A 15,426-nucleotide genomic window follows, 5' to 3' on the forward strand; every position below is an offset into this window, starting at 1 on the left:
ACAAAATTGGCCGAATTCCTGCCATGGTCACCGACACTTCCCGAGAATTGCCGGGTTCTTGTTAAATCTAAATAAAGCATAAATCAAATCCCCATCTGAAAACAGGTGGGGATTATTTGACGCTTACTAATTTTGAGTGTCCAACAAGCATTGTCCTTTAAATTTATTTTGTCATTAGTGGTTTTACTTTACTATAAGAGGTATTATAAATCCCTATATAAAAGGAAAATGGCATACGTCGATTCGTATGCCATTTCTAATGTCAATTTTCCGTTATGTACCTCAAAACGGAACGGTTTAATGTTAAAACCTCTGCGTTTTGAGTTGTCAAAAAAATTGTGTGAATTGCCTGGTTATTTAACTTGTTAAATTGAGTTTTCTACTTCATAACCGAACTACTTAGGGATTCCTACTCTCCTATTGTTAGATAAATATTAGTGTGTTTCAACTTAGTTTTGCCCACTTAACTAAGGGGGGCAAGCGCATTTCTTAAAAGATAAGATGGTAAAAAAGTTTGTACCTAGTTTTAGAGTCTAGCTCCGGGTGCCATCGACTCTATGGTATAAGCCAATCCGTCCGGAAGGTTAAAGAACAACCTTCCAGCCGGCTTGTCTTATGCTTGTCGCCGATAGGCGGTCGCGCCTTTCGCTTTTCTTACTTTCTACCAAGTCCCATTGCATTTTCCATTTTCTTAACCATTTTACTAGCTACCTTTCTCGCTTTATCAGCACCTTCATCCAATATGGTGTCTAACTCTTCTGATTCAATAATGGAATAATATTTTTCTTGGATAGGAGTTAATGTAGTAATGACAACTTCGGCAAGGTCAGTTTTGAATTCTCCATAACCTTTTCCTTCATATAGTGATACGAGTTCATCAATTGATTTATTTCCTAGGACAGAGTATATCGAAAGTAGATTAGCTATTCCAGGTTTATTTTCCTTGTCATATTCAACGATTCCATCTGAATCAGTAACAGCACTTTTTATTTTCTTTTCGATTTGTTTAGGATCATCAAGAAGTGTGATATATGACTTTTTATTTGGGTCTGATTTACTCATTTTTTTAGTTGGTTCACTTAGAGACATAACTCTAGCACCATCTTGAGGTATACGAGGTTCTGGGATTGTAAAGATATCGTTATACTTCTTATTAAAGCGTTCTGCGATATCCCTTGTAAGCTCAATATGCTGCTTTTGATCTTCACCCACTGGAACAAGGTTTGTATTATATAGCAGAATATCGCCAGCCATTAATGGTGGATATGTTAGTAATCCAGCAACAACTGCATCTTTTCCTTGTGATTTGTCTTTAAATTGAGTCATTCTTTCTAACTCACCTATATAGGCAACACATTGTAACATCCATCCTGCTTGAGCATGTGCTGGTACTTCAGATTGGATAAATAATGTTGATTTTGTTGGGTCAATTCCTACTGCAAGATAGAGGGCTGCTAAACTGCGAATATTTTTTCTAAGCTCTAGTCGATCTTGAGGAACTGTTATTGAATGTTGATCAACAATACAAAAATAACAATTATAATCATGCTGTAAGTCTACAAATTGTTTCATTGCTCCGATATAATTTCCTAAAGTAACTGAACCACTCGGTTGAATTCCCGAAAAGATTGTCTTCATTTCATTTCATCTCCTTGACTTTTTTTTAAAACACAAAAAAACCATCAGTACCTAACATAGTAGTTAGGGACGAATGGTTACCGCGTTGCCACCCTAGTTATTTCGTTTCATAACGAAATCTCTTTGATCCATAAAACATGGAGCCTATATAACGTTAGGCTTACGTCCAAACCTACTGCATTTTTCAGTTTGGGTGCTCGAAAGTCCATTCCACATAAATTCTATATCTGTTTTCACCAGCCACAGACTCTCTTTGATAGAACAGGTATGTGTACTACTCTTTGTCAGTGCATTTTTATTTCAATTAATTTACAGATATTATATATAAAAACGTATTATAAATCAATCATTATCACTTCATTTGGCCCACTGCTTACAAAGACCTGTTGCGTACAGTTGCGTTAATAATAGAACACTAAACTTAACAACATGATTAATAGTAAACATAACCCTGAAAATAAAATAGGAGTAGTATTTTTTTGCGTAAAAATATCAGAAGGAAGTTTCATTTCTTCTAAGTCATCTACAGTAAAATTTTCTGTTTTGGAGTGATGCTTTGTGAATTTTCTAAAACTATATGTTATGGCATCGAAAAATCCAGCCTTAGTAACAAAGAGTAATAAATAAAAAAATATAAAGATACTTGCAAGCACGAATGAAATGTTTATAAAAGCAAGTAAAGAAAACTCTCGATATAAAATAAATGAAAGTAAAAATATTGAGAATGTTGATACAACAGTCAATATTAAAGTCTTTTTTATTAATTGGAGCATTTTATCACCAGTCCGTATGAGGATTTTATGTTTAGAGCAATATAATCATAAAATAACGATGCCTTTATTATAGTAAAGCTAAGATGGGCTGTAAAACGTTAAAATTTTCTTACAATAATTATATGTGAGAGGTGAATATTTTACTGATATAATTAAATGTGGGTAAGTTTACAATTAATATCCATTTCAGGTAATTGAATGTGTATTAATGTAAATGATTGTTAAAATAAAAAACTGATTTTATAGGACTTTAGAACTGTTTTTGGTCATTACGAACGTAATTTTAGGTATTTGGTGAGTGTGGAGTGAAAAAATCGATGCGTAATAGTTTGAAAACTTGTATAATATTTTTTGTGGGCAAAATTCCATGAAATTATTTTAATAAAATAGGGAGGAAACTTTACATGAAAAAAGCAAAAATTTTGCTATTATTAGCATTAACTTTAGTAGTAAGTAGCTTTTTAGCTGCATGTGGCACTGGCAATGACGATGCGGCACAAGGCGGATCTGATGATGCTGCTAAAGACGTACCACAAGTACTTAATATTTTAGAAACTGCTGAAATCCCAACAATGGATACAGTTATGGGTACAGATGCGGTTGCATTTAACGTAGCTAACCAAGTTTTTGAAGGTCTTTATAGACTTGATGAAAACAATAATGCAGTTGAAGGTATGGCTATTGACCATGAAGTAAGTGAAGATGGAACAGTTTATACATTTAACCTACGTGAAGATGCAAAATGGTCTAATGGTGATCCTGTAACTGCAGATGATTTCGTATTTGCATGGAGACGCGCAGTAACTCCAGCAACTGGATCAGAATATGGTCCATACATGATGAGTGGCGTAATCGCTAATGCAGCTCAGGTTGCTGCTGGCGAAGTTGCTCCTGAAGAATTAGGAGTTAAAGCAATTGATGCTACTACATTAGAAGTAACTTTAGAGCGCCCAGTTCCTTATTTCGATTCATTAATGACTTTCCCAACTTTTTATCCACAAAATGAAAAGTTTGTTACAGAGCAAGGTGAAAACTATGCTTTAGAAACTGAAAATCTGTTATACAATGGTCCTTTTGTTCTTTCAAACTGGGAGCATGAAGTAGGCTGGAAAATGGAAAAGAATGCAGACTACTGGGATGCAGATGTGGTTACACTTGAAGAAATTAACGTGAAAGTTGTTAAAGACCCTGCAACTTCTGTAAGCTTATATGATACTGGTAAAATTGATATATCTGGAGCACTATCTTCAGAATTCGTAGACAAATATAAAACTCATGAAGACTTCATGAGCTATGGTGAACCAACAATTTTCTGGTTCAAATATAATCAAACAAAGAACAAAGCATTAGCTAATGAAGATGTTCGTAGAGCATTATCAATGGCAATTGACAAGCAAGGTATGTCTGATGTTATCCTAAACAATGGTTCAATCCCTGCTAACTACGCAGTACCAAAAGACTTTGTGAAACACCCAGAAACAAAAGAAGATTTCCGAGCAGCTAATGGAGACTTCAACACATATAATGTGGAAGAAGCTCAAAAGTTCTGGAAACAAGGATTAGAAACACTTGGTTTAACTGAGGTAACAATTGAAATACTTGGTGGAGACACTGAAACAGCAGTTAAAATGCAGGAGTTCATCAAAAATCAACTTGAAACAAATCTTGAAGGGCTAACAATCGACCTTAAAAATGTACCATTTAAACAACGTTTAGATCTTGATACTGCAATGGACTATGACATTCAATTAGCTGGATGGGCTCCTGACTATTTAGATCCGATGACATTCGCTGATCTTTGGGTAACTGACGGCGGAAACAATAAAACGGGTTATTCAAACCCTGAGTACGACAGATTAATCAATGAAGCTAAAACGACTCTATCTGGAGATCCAGTTGCACGTTTTGAAGCAATGCAAGAAGCAGAACGTATTCTTCTTGAAGAAGATGCTGCTGTGGGACCATTATACCAACGCGGTACTTCACAACTAATGCAAGAGTACGTTAAGAATGTATACATTCACTCTTTTGGTCCAGATTATAGCTATAAATGGACTAAAATTGAAAAATAGCAAATTTTAAGCATTTAAAAAAGAGAATAAAGAGAGAGTATATTTGTGAATATACTCTCTTTTTACAATTGTGAAAAATGTCGAATTTTGATGAATTTTCACACTTTGCAATTAACTTTTTATACCCATATAGGAGGTGTAAGTATGACTAAATATCTTTTTCAACGTATCATCTACATGATAATAACACTATTACTAATCGCATCATTTACATTCTTCTTAATGAAGCTCATGCCTGGAACGCCATTTACAGCACAAGAAAAAATGTCTGAACAACAATTATTGATTGTTAAGGAAAAATATGGCTTAAATGATCCTGTACCAGTTCAATATGCGAAATATATGTTTAACCTTATCCAAGGTGATATGGGTGTATCCTTCCAATTTGATGGGCGTGGTGTAACAGAACTAATTTTAGATCGTATTGGTCCATCTGCTTATTTAGGATTACAAGCAATGGTGGTCGGAACAATAGTTGGTGTCTTATTTGGTATTGTGGCAGCACTCAAACAAAATACAATCTATGATTATGGTTCAACTGTTCTTGCGGTAGTTGGAAAATCAATCCCTTCATTTGTATTTGCAGGGTTATTACAATATTTTGTTGGTGTTAAATTAGGATGGTTCCCAGTTGCATTCTGGGAAGGATTTGAATACACAGTTTTACCGACAATTGCACTGGCCATGTTCCCATTAGCAATTACTGCTCGATTTATGAGAACAGAAATGATTGAAGTATTAAATTCAGACTATATATTATTAGCTAGAGCAAAAGGTGTTACTCCTTTTACAATTGCTTTTAAACATGCACTACGAAATGCCTTAATACCAATTATTACTGTCCTTGGTCCGTTAACTGTAAGTTTAATGACAGGATCACTTGTTGTCGAACGAATTTTTTCTATCCCTGGTTTAGGCGAACAGTTTGTCCGTTCGATTCAAACAAATGATTATCCAGTAATAATGGGAACTACGCTCTTCTTCGCTGCATTATTTATTTTTATCATTTTAATAGTGGATATTTTATATGGAATAATCGATCCGCGTATACGGCTTGCGGGAGGTAAAAAATAATGAGACAACATGAAGAAGCATTACCAAAAGAATTATTTAAGCCTGCAGATATTGATCTAAATAAAAGTGAGGAAATTTCAAAGCCAAGTTTAAATTACTGGCAGGATGCTTGGCGCCGCCTTCGTAAAAATAAAGCCGCCATTTTTGGCCTAGTGCTTTTATTTGTCATTACATTCTTGGCATTATTTGGGCCGATGATGAATAACTACGGTTTTGATGATCAACAATTATCTCGTGCCAAGTTACCTCCTAAGGTACCTGTCTTAGAAAATGTTAGTTGGTTAGGTCTCGATGGTACTGTAGCTGGGGCTAACGGAGCTCGAGTTGATATGTATGAACAAAAAGGAATTGATGACTATTTTTGGTTCGGTACAGACGGGCTTGGTAGAGACATATGGACACGTGCTTGGTCTGGAACTCGTATTTCCTTATATATTGCTTTATTAGCTGCATTCATTGATATGGTCATTGGTGTTGCATATGGAGGAATTTCTGCCTACTATGGTGGAAGAGTAGATAATATTATGCAACGTATAATTGAAGTTCTTGTAGGTATACCAAACTTGGTCATTGTTATTTTGATGATTCTTGTCTTAGAGCCAGGGATTATATCTATTACCGTGGCCTTAACCATTACTGGCTGGGTCGGAATGGCAAGGATTGTACGTGGCCAAATGTTAAAACTTAAAAATCAAGAGTTTGTGCTTGCTTCAAAAACGTTAGGGGCAAAAGATTCCAACATTATTTTAAAGCACTTAATTCCTAACGTAACTGGGGTAATCATTATTAATACGATGTTTACAATCCCAAGTGCTATTTTCTTTGAGGCGTTTTTAAGCTTTATTGGGTTAGGGTTACAAGCACCTACAGCTTCTCTTGGTACTTTAATAGAAGATGGTTATAAATCACTACAAATATTCCCGCATATCATGATTTTCCCGGCTATCATTATTAGTTTACTTATGATTGCGTTTAACTTAATGGCAGATGGACTGCGTGATGCATTAGATCCAAAAATGCGTGACTAAAAAAGGTAGGTGAATGTAATGGAAAAAGTTCTTGAAGTCAAAAACTTACATGTATCATTTGATACATTTGCTGGTGAAGTACAAGCTATTAGAGGTGTTGATTTTTCCTTAAATAAAGGAGAAACACTTGCGATTGTTGGCGAATCGGGCTCTGGAAAATCTGTTACTACGAAAACGATCATGAGATTACTTCCTGATACTATCGGTAGGATTAAAGAGGGAGAAATTCTTTTTGGAGGCCAGGATTTATCCAAGCTTTCTGAAAAACAAATGCAAAAAATCCGTGGTAAAGATATTTCGATGATTTTTCAAGATCCAATGACGTCTTTGAATCCAACGATGAAAATCGGAGTTCAGATTGCTGAAGGCTTAATTAAACATCAAAATTTAAGTAAAGGTGCAGCAAAAGAAAAAGTACTTGATTTGCTACGTCTTGTTGGTATTCCAAACCCAGAAATTCGCTATGACCAGTATCCACACCAGTTTTCAGGTGGTATGCGACAACGTGTTGTTATTGCGATTGCCTTAGCTTGTAATCCGAAGGTTTTAATAGCTGATGAGCCAACGACAGCACTTGATGTAACAATCCAGGCTCAAATTTTAGAATTAATGAAAGATATACAACAGAAAGTGGATACATCAATCATATTTATTACCCATGATCTAGGCGTAGTAGCTAATGTTGCAGACCGTGTTGCAGTAATGTATGGTGGAAAAATATGTGAAATCGGTACTGTTGATGAGGTATTCTATAATCCGCAGCACCCTTATACCTGGGGATTGATTAGTTCAATGCCTAGCCTAGATTCAAAAGGTGAGTTATACGCTATTCCAGGAACACCACCAAACCTGTTGTATCCACCCAAGGGTGACGCGTTTGCTCCTAGAAATGAATATGCTTTACAAATTGATATAGAGAAGCAGCCTCCAATGTTTAAGGTGTCTGAAACTCATTATGCAGCAACTTGGTTATTACACCCTGATGCACCTAAAGTAGAGCCGCCACTTGCTATTTCAGAGCGTCAAAAACGTTATTTATCTTCTTATGGTAAACCATCTCTTAAAAAGGGGGATAAATAAGATGGCAAATAAAGAAAAGTTACTAGAAATTAAAAACTTAAAACAGCATTTTAATATTGGTAAGCCTAATATGGTCAAAGCGGTAGACGGAATTAGCTTTGATATCTACAAAGGTGAGACATTAGGTCTAGTAGGTGAATCCGGGTGCGGTAAATCCACTACAGGTAGATCGATCATCAGATTATATGATGCAACAGATGGTGAAGTTCTATATGAAGGTGAAAATGTCCACGGAAAAAAGTCAAAGATAGAACTAAAGAAGTTTAACCGTAAAATGCAGATGATTTTTCAAGATCCTTATGCATCGTTAAACCCGCGAATGACTGTAGCTGATATTATTGCAGAAGGTATTGATATTCACGGGCTAGCTGAAAATAGTAAGGCACGTATGGCAAGGGTACATGAGCTACTTGAAACAGTAGGACTAAATAAAGATCATGCTACCCGATATCCACATGAATTTAGTGGTGGACAACGTCAACGAATTGGTATTGCCCGCGCATTAGCAGTAGAACCGGATTTCATTATCGCAGATGAACCTATATCCGCCCTTGATGTATCTATTCAGGCTCAGGTAGTCAATTTAATGAAAAAGCTTCAAAAAGAAAAAGGTTTAACTTATTTATTCATTGCGCATGATCTTTCGATGGTTAAGTATATAAGTGATCGCATTGGAGTCATGTATTTCGGAAAGATTGTTGAACTAGCAACAAGTGAGGAATTGTATAATAATCCTATCCATCCTTACACACAATCACTTTTATCAGCAATTCCACTTCCAGATCCTGAATCTGAACGTACACGTAAACGTACAACATATGAGCCAAGTCAGCATAATTACACAGGTGATGAAGTAGAACTAAGAGAAGTAAAACCAGGTCACTTCGTTTCATGTTCTGAAGCAGAATTTAAACAATATCAGGCATTGTATAGTAATTAACAAGAACGATTCCGATCATTTCGGGATCGTTTTTTTACCTAGTTTTGGTGTCTAGCTCCGGGGCGCCCAGAGCATTTCTTATACTATCAGACTTTATATGTTGATTCATTTAGACAGCACAATAGATCAAAAATCCTGGCATAAGATACAATGGAATCAGAGATTTCTAAATGAAGTCGGGTATCAAAAAAAATAACTCCGAAAAAAATAGAAAACCGTAATCAAAAGGTGAATCTGATGCCCGAAACTCCGAAAAAAATAAAAAAAGTAACCAAAAGAGCAATCTGATGCCCGAAATCGCGAAAAAAGCAAAAAACGGTAACCAAAAGAGCAATCTGATGCCCGAAATCCCGAAAAAAGCAAAAAACGGTAACCAAAAGAGCAATCTGATGCCCGAAATCGCGAAAAAAGCAAAAAACGGTAACCAAAAGAACCATCTGATGCCCGAAATCCCGAAAAAAGCAAAAAACGGTAACCAAAAGAACCATCTGATGCCCGAAATCGCGAAAATAATAAAAAACGGTAACCAAAAGAACAATCTGATGCCCGAAATCGCGAAAAAAGCAAAAAACGGTAACCAAAAGAGCAATCTGATGCCCGAAATCGCGAAAATAATAAAAAACGGTAACCAAAAGAGCAATCTGATGCCCGAAATCGCGAAAAAAGCAAAAAACGGTAACCAAAACAGCAATCTGATGCCCGAAATCCTGAAAAAAGCAAAAAACGGTAACCAAAACAGCAATCTGATGCCCGAAATCCTGAAAAAAGCAAAAAACGGTAACCAAAAGAGCAATCTGATGCCCGAAATCCTGAAAAAGCAAAAAACGGTAACCAAAAGAACTATCTGATGCCCGAAATCGCGAAAAAAGCAAAAAACGGTAACCAAAAGAACCATCTGATGCCCGAAATCCTGAAAAAAGCAAAAAACGGTAACCAAAAGAGCAATCTGATGCCCGAAATCGCGAAAATAATAAAAAACGGTAACCAAAAGAACAATCTGATGCCCGAAATCGCGAAAAAAGCAAAAAACGGTAACCAAAAGAGCAATCTGGTGCCCGAAATCGCGAAAAAAGCAAAAAACGGTAACCAAAAGAACCATCTGATGCCCGAAATCGCGAAAAAAATAAAAAACGGTAACCAAAAGAGCAATCTGATGCCCGAAATCCCAAAAAAAGTAAAAAACGGTAACCAAAAGAACCATCTGATGCCCGAAATCGCGAAAAAAATAAAAAACGGTAACCAAAAGCCGTTTTAATCGTCGTTCCTCAATACGGTCGCAATGCGCTTTTCTTATTATTTAGTGATTTATAAAATTGTAAGGTTGTGTATAACTTCGTGTCTCTGTCTATCTACGTCTAGCTCCTGGCGCCATCGGCTCTATGGTATAAGCCAATCCGTCCGGAAGGTTAAAGAACAACCTACCAGCCGGCTTGTCTTATGCATGTCGCCAAAAAGGCGGGCGCCCTGCGCTTTTGTTCTTTTTAGGAACTATTAACCTAAATACAACAAATTGGTTTCATTGTCAGTAAATTAATGGGTTGTTTTGTCATGTAAGCAACGTTTACAGAGAACAATACTAATATTAAGGAACTGTCTACAAATCTTTTTCAATGAAAGGATAATTGCAACAACTTGGTCATACTTTTGTATAAAGAAGGTTTAGGGGGGATTTTTTGATAGAGGTAAGTAAAATATGTAGAAACGTGTACGTCTTTGTCGGAAAATGACTTATAATTGAACACATATAAGTGTGGGGGGACGTGTTTTATGGGGAAAAAAACTGTTACCACAATCATGATGATAATCATCTTCATAATGTGTTTCGGATCAATTGGATTAGCCGAAGAAGCTGAAAGAACTGTTTATACTCACTCAGCTAAACAATCAACATTTGTTAAAAAGGAATTACCACGGGAGTTAATCCGCTTTACATTTGATTCTGGATTAACTTTTAAATATCCAGATGCAGTTAGAGGCGTATATGTTACAGGTCACACAGCAGGTGGAAGTAGGTTTGAAACACTCCTTAATCTCATGGATAATACTGATCTTAATGCTATGGTCATTGATATCAAAGATGATTACGGTTACTTAACATATAAACCTGATGCAGGGTCCCAATATGATGACATCGGCCAAAATTACATTAAGGACCCAGTGAAAATGCTTAAAGTATTAGAAGAAAAGCAAGTCTACCCAATTGCAAGAATTGTGGTTTTTAAAGATACAGTCCTGGCTAACAAAAAACCTGAACTTACATTCAAAGATGGAAATTCTATTTGGAAGAACGGTCGAGGAGAATCCTTTGTTAATCCTTTCTTAAAAGATGTGTGGGATTACAATGTGGGAATTGCAATTGAAGCTGCAAAACTAGGCTTCCAAGAAATTCAATTTGACTATGTGCGATTTCCAGAAGGATTTGAAAAACGAGACACAACTCTGGGGTATGGTATGGGTGAATACCAGGGTGAACAGGATAATGTACAAAAACGTGTTCAAGCTGTGACTGATTTTGTTGCATATGCAAAAGAGAAGCTTGAGCCTTATGGTGTAAAAGTATCTGTAGATATTTTTGGATATACTGCAACATTACCAGAGGCTCCCGGTATTGGACAAAATTTTACTAAAATCTCTGAGCATGTTGATGTAATATCGTCCATGATTTATCCAAGTCATTGGACATCATATTTTGGCATTGCAAAACCTGACGTAGAACCTTATCGATTGGCTACTGAATACGCAAAGGTTGAAAATAACAAGCTCAGTAAATTAGACAATCCTCCAATCTCAAGACCGTGGATTCAAGACTTTACAGCGTCTTGGTTAGGAAAAGGCAATTATAAAGTATATGGTAAGGCTGAAGTTGAAGCTCAAATCAAAGGCCTCAACGAACAAGGTATTAAGGAATTCCTACTTTGGAATGCTGGTAATTCATATACCGAGGGTGTCGACTACACACCGCTGAACTGAATAAAAAAGTCCCAACGTTTATCGTGGGACTTTTTTAAAAGATAAGAAAGTATAAAAGTTTGTACCTAGTTTTAGTGTCTAGCTCCGGGCGCCATCGGCTCTATGGTATAAGCCAATCCCTTCCCGAAGGCAAAAAACGCCTTCAGTCAGGGCTCGTCTTATGCTTGATATGCACAACTGTATGTAATGATGGCGATGTTCGCTACAATACGTGGCAATTTAATCGACGTTCCTCAAATCAATCGCCATGCGCTTATTCATTTTGATGTTTTTCCACCAACATTTTTCCAGCCAACTTGTGTTTTGGCAGAGTGATCAAAGCTAACTGTTTTCGTTTTCCCAGCTAATAATTTTTCACCGATTCCGTTTGTAAGTACACCCATTACTGCTGTTATTCCAATAACAAAAAGTGCAACAAGTGTAAAATCAATAATATAGCCAATCATATGAGGAGTCCTCCTAAACGGTAAGTTGATATTGTTAGATAGTCTTCTACTTCTATTCTATTCTATGTTTAGTTTGATTAAAAGAGGGAATATCTAATTTTAAAGGATGTTCATAAAAGACACAAAAAGTTCACAGGAATTATTTGTCTAAATAATATATAGTATTAAACTTGCAAAGGGGACTATTAATGGATTGGTATGAAAAGTTACATCAATATTTTCCTCCAGAGGAAATGAAATCGCAAGTTCATATGGAAACACTTCTTAAAGAAAAAGGGGATATTTATCATAAGGATGAAGGACCACATCATGTATTAATGTATGTAGAACTTGAAGACTTTATCTTTATCGATTATTTGTTTGTTTCAAAAGATGCAAGAGGACAAGGTTTAGGTCACAAACTCTTAGATAGATTAAAGAAAAAGAATAAATCGATTATTTTAGAAGTTGAACCAATTAATTATGAAGATACAGATACGGAGAAGAGGCTTAAATTTTATAAACGCGAAGGCTTTGAGCATGCCCAGTCAATTGGTTATCGACGTCGTTCACTTGCAACAAATGAAATTACTGAGATGGAAATATTATACTGGTCACCAACAAACGAACCAGAAGAAAGCATCTATGACGCCATGAAAAAGACTTATGAATTAATCCATACTTATAAGGATAAACAACTGTATGGGAAGTCCTATCAAAATGTAAAAGAAGTGCTAACCTTTGATGATGAAAAAGGGAATGAAAATATCTTATCAGACATCTGATATCTAATGAAAGTGAATTGTTTAGACAAATGAGATGTATTCATTCCTCCATTTTCACCTGCAGTTTGCGCCTTTTTAAGGAATAAATTTTGTATTATTCATTCTCAATTAGAGCATGAATTTGTCGGATCGCTTTTGTATAAATTTACTGCAAATTTATGAAAAAATATATCATTTATAGTTAATTTGTTGTATAATTAAAAAAGAGAAATTACTTATTTAAATTCATTTTAATTAAGAGTTCTAGCACCTTAAGATAAATAGGATTGTCACCGCATACCATTGCAATTAGACTCATCTTTTATTAAAGGGAGTGAAAAAGACTTATGGTTACATTATATACTTCACCAAGCTGTACATCTTGTCGAAAAGCAAAATCATGGTTAGAAGAGCATAGCATTTCATATAAAGAAAGAAATATTTTCTCTGAGCCTTTATCTATTGTGGAAATCAAAGAGATCTTACGCATGACAGAAGATGGGACAGATGAGATTATATCAACCAGATCAAAGATATTCCAAAAGCTTAATATTAATGTTGAATCTATGCCATTACAAGATTTATATGAATTAATTCAGAAGCATCCTGGTCTATTAAGACGACCTATTATCATTGACGAAAAGCGTTTACAAGTTGGCTATAATGAAGACGAAATTCGACGTTTTTTACCTAGAAAGGTTCGCACATTCCAGCTTAGAGAAGCTCAAAAATTAGTGAACTAATTTTTTAAAACATGCTTTCCAATTAGTACAGTGATGGTTCATTTGATTATAAAAAACTTCTACATGTATTTAACATGTAGAAGTTTTTATTTTATGCTTTTAATTTTTTATACTTCTGTAAAATTTGATATGATTTGTTAGGAAGCCACATAGTAGAACAATGAATATACTTATGAAGGGAGCTACATCAAATAATTGGCGATAGCTCTCATATAAGTAATGTAATCTTTCTTCAGAAATCATCATTTTACCGGCCGTGTAAGCTAGAATACCCGCACCAATATAGATGAAGACTGGGAATCTTTCCATCACAATGAGGATTAATTTACTTCCCCAGATTATGATTGGAATTGATATTATTAAACCTAAAATAACTAAGCGGAAATTCCCATGTGCGGCACCTGCAACTGCAATAACATTATCTATGCCCATTACTAAGTCGGCGATAACAATCGTTCTTACTGCAGATAGTAAAGAAATTCCTGCTTTAACGTTTGAGCTATCTCCGTCATGGTCAATGAGTAATTTATAAGCAAGTAATAATAGGAAAACTCCTCCTGCAAATTGTAGGAAGGGGATTTGTAATAAATAGACAGCGCCAATGGTTAGTAATACTCTTATAAGAACCGCTAGTAATGTACCTAAAATGATAGCCTTATTTCGTTTGTTTTCTGGGAGGTTTCTACATGCAAGTGCAATCACTATTGCGTTATCCCCGCCTAAAACGATATCAATTCCAATTATTAATAAGATCGACGTAATTAACTCTAGGTCCAACCTAAATCCTCCCTTATACAAAAACGTCATATTATCATGTATAGGTGTGGTTGGACAAAGTTATGACTAATACTATGTTTTAGTGCTTTATTTTAATGGTAAAGCACAATTTTACTGCAGATCATTTTTGGGCTTGAGGGCAAATAACTGTTTTTAAAAAAATCGGCTTTTTTATTTCCATTCTGAGGTCTTTTATCATAAAATAAGAGTACAAGATATAGATAGTTATGCTGCAAAGATTAGCTAATCTTATTTTTGGGTAAAGTGAAGGATAAAGAGTTACATCTACTCGGGGGTATAATTGTCCCTTCAAAAACAGGATCGAGAAGGGAGAGGTTTTAGGTTATGGAAATAGAACGAATTAATGAATATACAGTAAAATTTTATATTTCATATGTTGATATAGAAGAACGAGGCTTTGACCGAGAAGAAATCTGGTACAATCGGGAAAGAAGTGAAGAACTCTTTTGGGAGATGATGGATGAAGTACACCAAGAAGAAGAGTTCACAGTGGAGGGACCACTTTGGATACAGGTGCAGGCTCTTGAAAAAGGGCTAGAAATTCTTGTAACAAGGGCACAGGTATCAAAAGACGGCCATAAATATGAACTTCCAATTTCTGATGATAAGTTAAAGGATCTTCCAGTAGATGAAAAAATCGAATCACTTCTTGATGAGCATTTTAACTCAAAGCGTTCAATAAAGGATGATTCTGAGGAAACAGATGAAGATAGCCTACACTTTTTAATGCGATTCCAGGATTTTGAAGATGTTATTTCTCTTGCACATCGCACGAAACTAGAAGGCCTATCGAATCAACTATATTCCTTTGAAGGTCATTACTACCTATATGTTGAGTTCTTAGAAGGTGAATACACTGAAGAAGAGCTTGAAAATATGCTAAGCCTTGTGCTAGAGTACGGCCAGGAATCGCGTATTACAATTCATCGGGTTGAAGAATATGGCACAAACATACTAAAAGAAAGTGCGCTAACTGAAATTGCAAAGCATTTTCCCTTACACTAAAACGAGCCGATTTCAATTTTGAAATCGGTCTTTTTAATAAATAAGAAAGTATAAAAGTTTGTACATAGTTTTAGTGTCTAGCTCCGGGCGCCATCGGCTCTATGTTATAAGCCAAT

The 15,426-nt window shown here is 35.6% G+C and carries 15 protein-coding genes and 1 other annotated feature; of the genes, 11 read left to right on the forward strand and 4 right to left on the reverse strand.

Going from position 1 to position 15,426, the window contains the following annotated elements; translation table 11 throughout:
- Positions 1-654: 654 nt before the first annotated feature.
- The gene (gene trpS / locus PY093_RS14645; protein WP_275646604.1) at positions 655-1,638 is read right to left on the reverse strand and encodes a tryptophan--tRNA ligase; all 984 of its coding nucleotides are present in this window, start codon (positions 1,636-1,638) and stop codon (positions 655-657) included.
- A gap of 62 nt (positions 1,639-1,700) precedes the next feature.
- Positions 1,701-1,935: a binding site (T-box leader), on the reverse strand.
- A gap of 104 nt (positions 1,936-2,039) precedes the next feature.
- Positions 2,040-2,411 (reverse strand): DUF3899 domain-containing protein, encoded by a 372-nt coding sequence (locus PY093_RS21460; protein ID WP_481769305.1) that lies wholly within the window; start codon positions 2,409-2,411, stop codon positions 2,040-2,042.
- 404 nt (positions 2,412-2,815) lie between these two features.
- Between PY093_RS21460 and PY093_RS14650 the strand changes: the two genes are divergently transcribed.
- The 8 genes from PY093_RS14650 to PY093_RS14685 all read left to right on the forward strand — a co-directional run bounded on the left by PY093_RS14650 (position 2,816) and on the right by PY093_RS14685 (position 11,575).
- Entirely contained in the window at positions 2,816-4,483 is a 1,668-nt protein-coding gene (locus tag PY093_RS14650; protein WP_275646605.1) for a peptide ABC transporter substrate-binding protein, read from the forward strand.
- Positions 4,484-4,627: 144 nt separating this feature from the next.
- Positions 4,628-5,557, forward strand: coding sequence for an oligopeptide ABC transporter permease (gene opp3b / locus PY093_RS14655; RefSeq protein ID WP_275646606.1), 930 nt, complete (start codon positions 4,628-4,630; stop codon positions 5,555-5,557).
- Positions 5,557-6,585, forward strand: coding sequence for an oligopeptide ABC transporter permease (gene opp3C / locus PY093_RS14660; protein WP_275646607.1), 1,029 nt, complete (start codon positions 5,557-5,559; stop codon positions 6,583-6,585). The genes opp3b and opp3C overlap by 1 nt, the downstream gene beginning before the upstream one ends.
- 18 nt (positions 6,586-6,603) lie before the next feature.
- On the forward strand, positions 6,604-7,665 hold the full coding sequence (locus tag PY093_RS14665; RefSeq protein ID WP_275646608.1) for an ABC transporter ATP-binding protein: 1,062 nt from the start codon (positions 6,604-6,606) through the stop codon (positions 7,663-7,665).
- Position 7,666: 1 nt separating this feature from the next.
- Entirely contained in the window at positions 7,667-8,605 is a 939-nt protein-coding gene (locus PY093_RS14670) for an ABC transporter ATP-binding protein (RefSeq protein WP_275646609.1), read from the forward strand.
- Positions 8,606-8,892: 287 nt separating this feature from the next.
- Positions 8,893-9,453, forward strand: a complete 561-nt coding sequence (locus tag PY093_RS14675; RefSeq protein ID WP_275646610.1) for a hypothetical protein — start codon at positions 8,893-8,895, stop codon at positions 9,451-9,453.
- Positions 9,453-9,860, forward strand: a complete 408-nt coding sequence (locus PY093_RS14680) for a hypothetical protein (RefSeq protein WP_275646611.1) — start codon at positions 9,453-9,455, stop codon at positions 9,858-9,860. Before PY093_RS14675 ends, PY093_RS14680 begins: the two co-directional genes overlap by 1 nt.
- A gap of 512 nt (positions 9,861-10,372) precedes the next feature.
- Positions 10,373-11,575, forward strand: coding sequence for a putative glycoside hydrolase (locus PY093_RS14685; RefSeq protein WP_275646612.1), 1,203 nt, complete (start codon positions 10,373-10,375; stop codon positions 11,573-11,575).
- Positions 11,576-11,832: 257 nt separating this feature from the next.
- Here the strand turns inward: PY093_RS14685 and PY093_RS14690 are convergent, their stop codons facing one another.
- On the reverse strand, positions 11,833-12,021 hold the full coding sequence (locus tag PY093_RS14690; RefSeq protein WP_275646613.1) for a hypothetical protein: 189 nt from the start codon (positions 12,019-12,021) through the stop codon (positions 11,833-11,835).
- A 188-nt stretch (positions 12,022-12,209) separates the two neighbouring features.
- Between PY093_RS14690 and PY093_RS14695 the strand changes: the two genes are divergently transcribed.
- The gene (locus PY093_RS14695; RefSeq protein WP_275646614.1) at positions 12,210-12,785 is read left to right on the forward strand and encodes a GNAT family N-acetyltransferase; all 576 of its coding nucleotides are present in this window, start codon (positions 12,210-12,212) and stop codon (positions 12,783-12,785) included.
- A gap of 326 nt (positions 12,786-13,111) precedes the next feature.
- Entirely contained in the window at positions 13,112-13,507 is a 396-nt protein-coding gene (spxA, locus tag PY093_RS14700; protein ID WP_275646615.1) for a transcriptional regulator SpxA, read from the forward strand.
- Positions 13,508-13,606: 99 nt separating this feature from the next.
- On the opposite strand, the gene PY093_RS14705 is transcribed toward spxA, so the two are convergent.
- Complete coding sequence (locus PY093_RS14705) at positions 13,607-14,284, reverse strand: TerC family protein (protein WP_275646616.1); 678 nt, start codon at positions 14,282-14,284, stop codon at positions 13,607-13,609.
- Positions 14,285-14,629: 345 nt separating this feature from the next.
- Here PY093_RS14705 and mecA point away from each other — a divergent pair, with 345 nt between their 5' ends.
- The gene (mecA, locus tag PY093_RS14710) at positions 14,630-15,310 is read left to right on the forward strand and encodes an adaptor protein MecA (protein WP_275646617.1); all 681 of its coding nucleotides are present in this window, start codon (positions 14,630-14,632) and stop codon (positions 15,308-15,310) included.
- Positions 15,311-15,426 lie beyond the last annotated feature (116 nt).

Source organism: Cytobacillus sp. S13-E01 (assembly GCF_029193815.1).
Classification (GTDB): Bacteria; Bacillota; Bacilli; order Bacillales; family Bacillaceae_L; genus Bacillus_BV.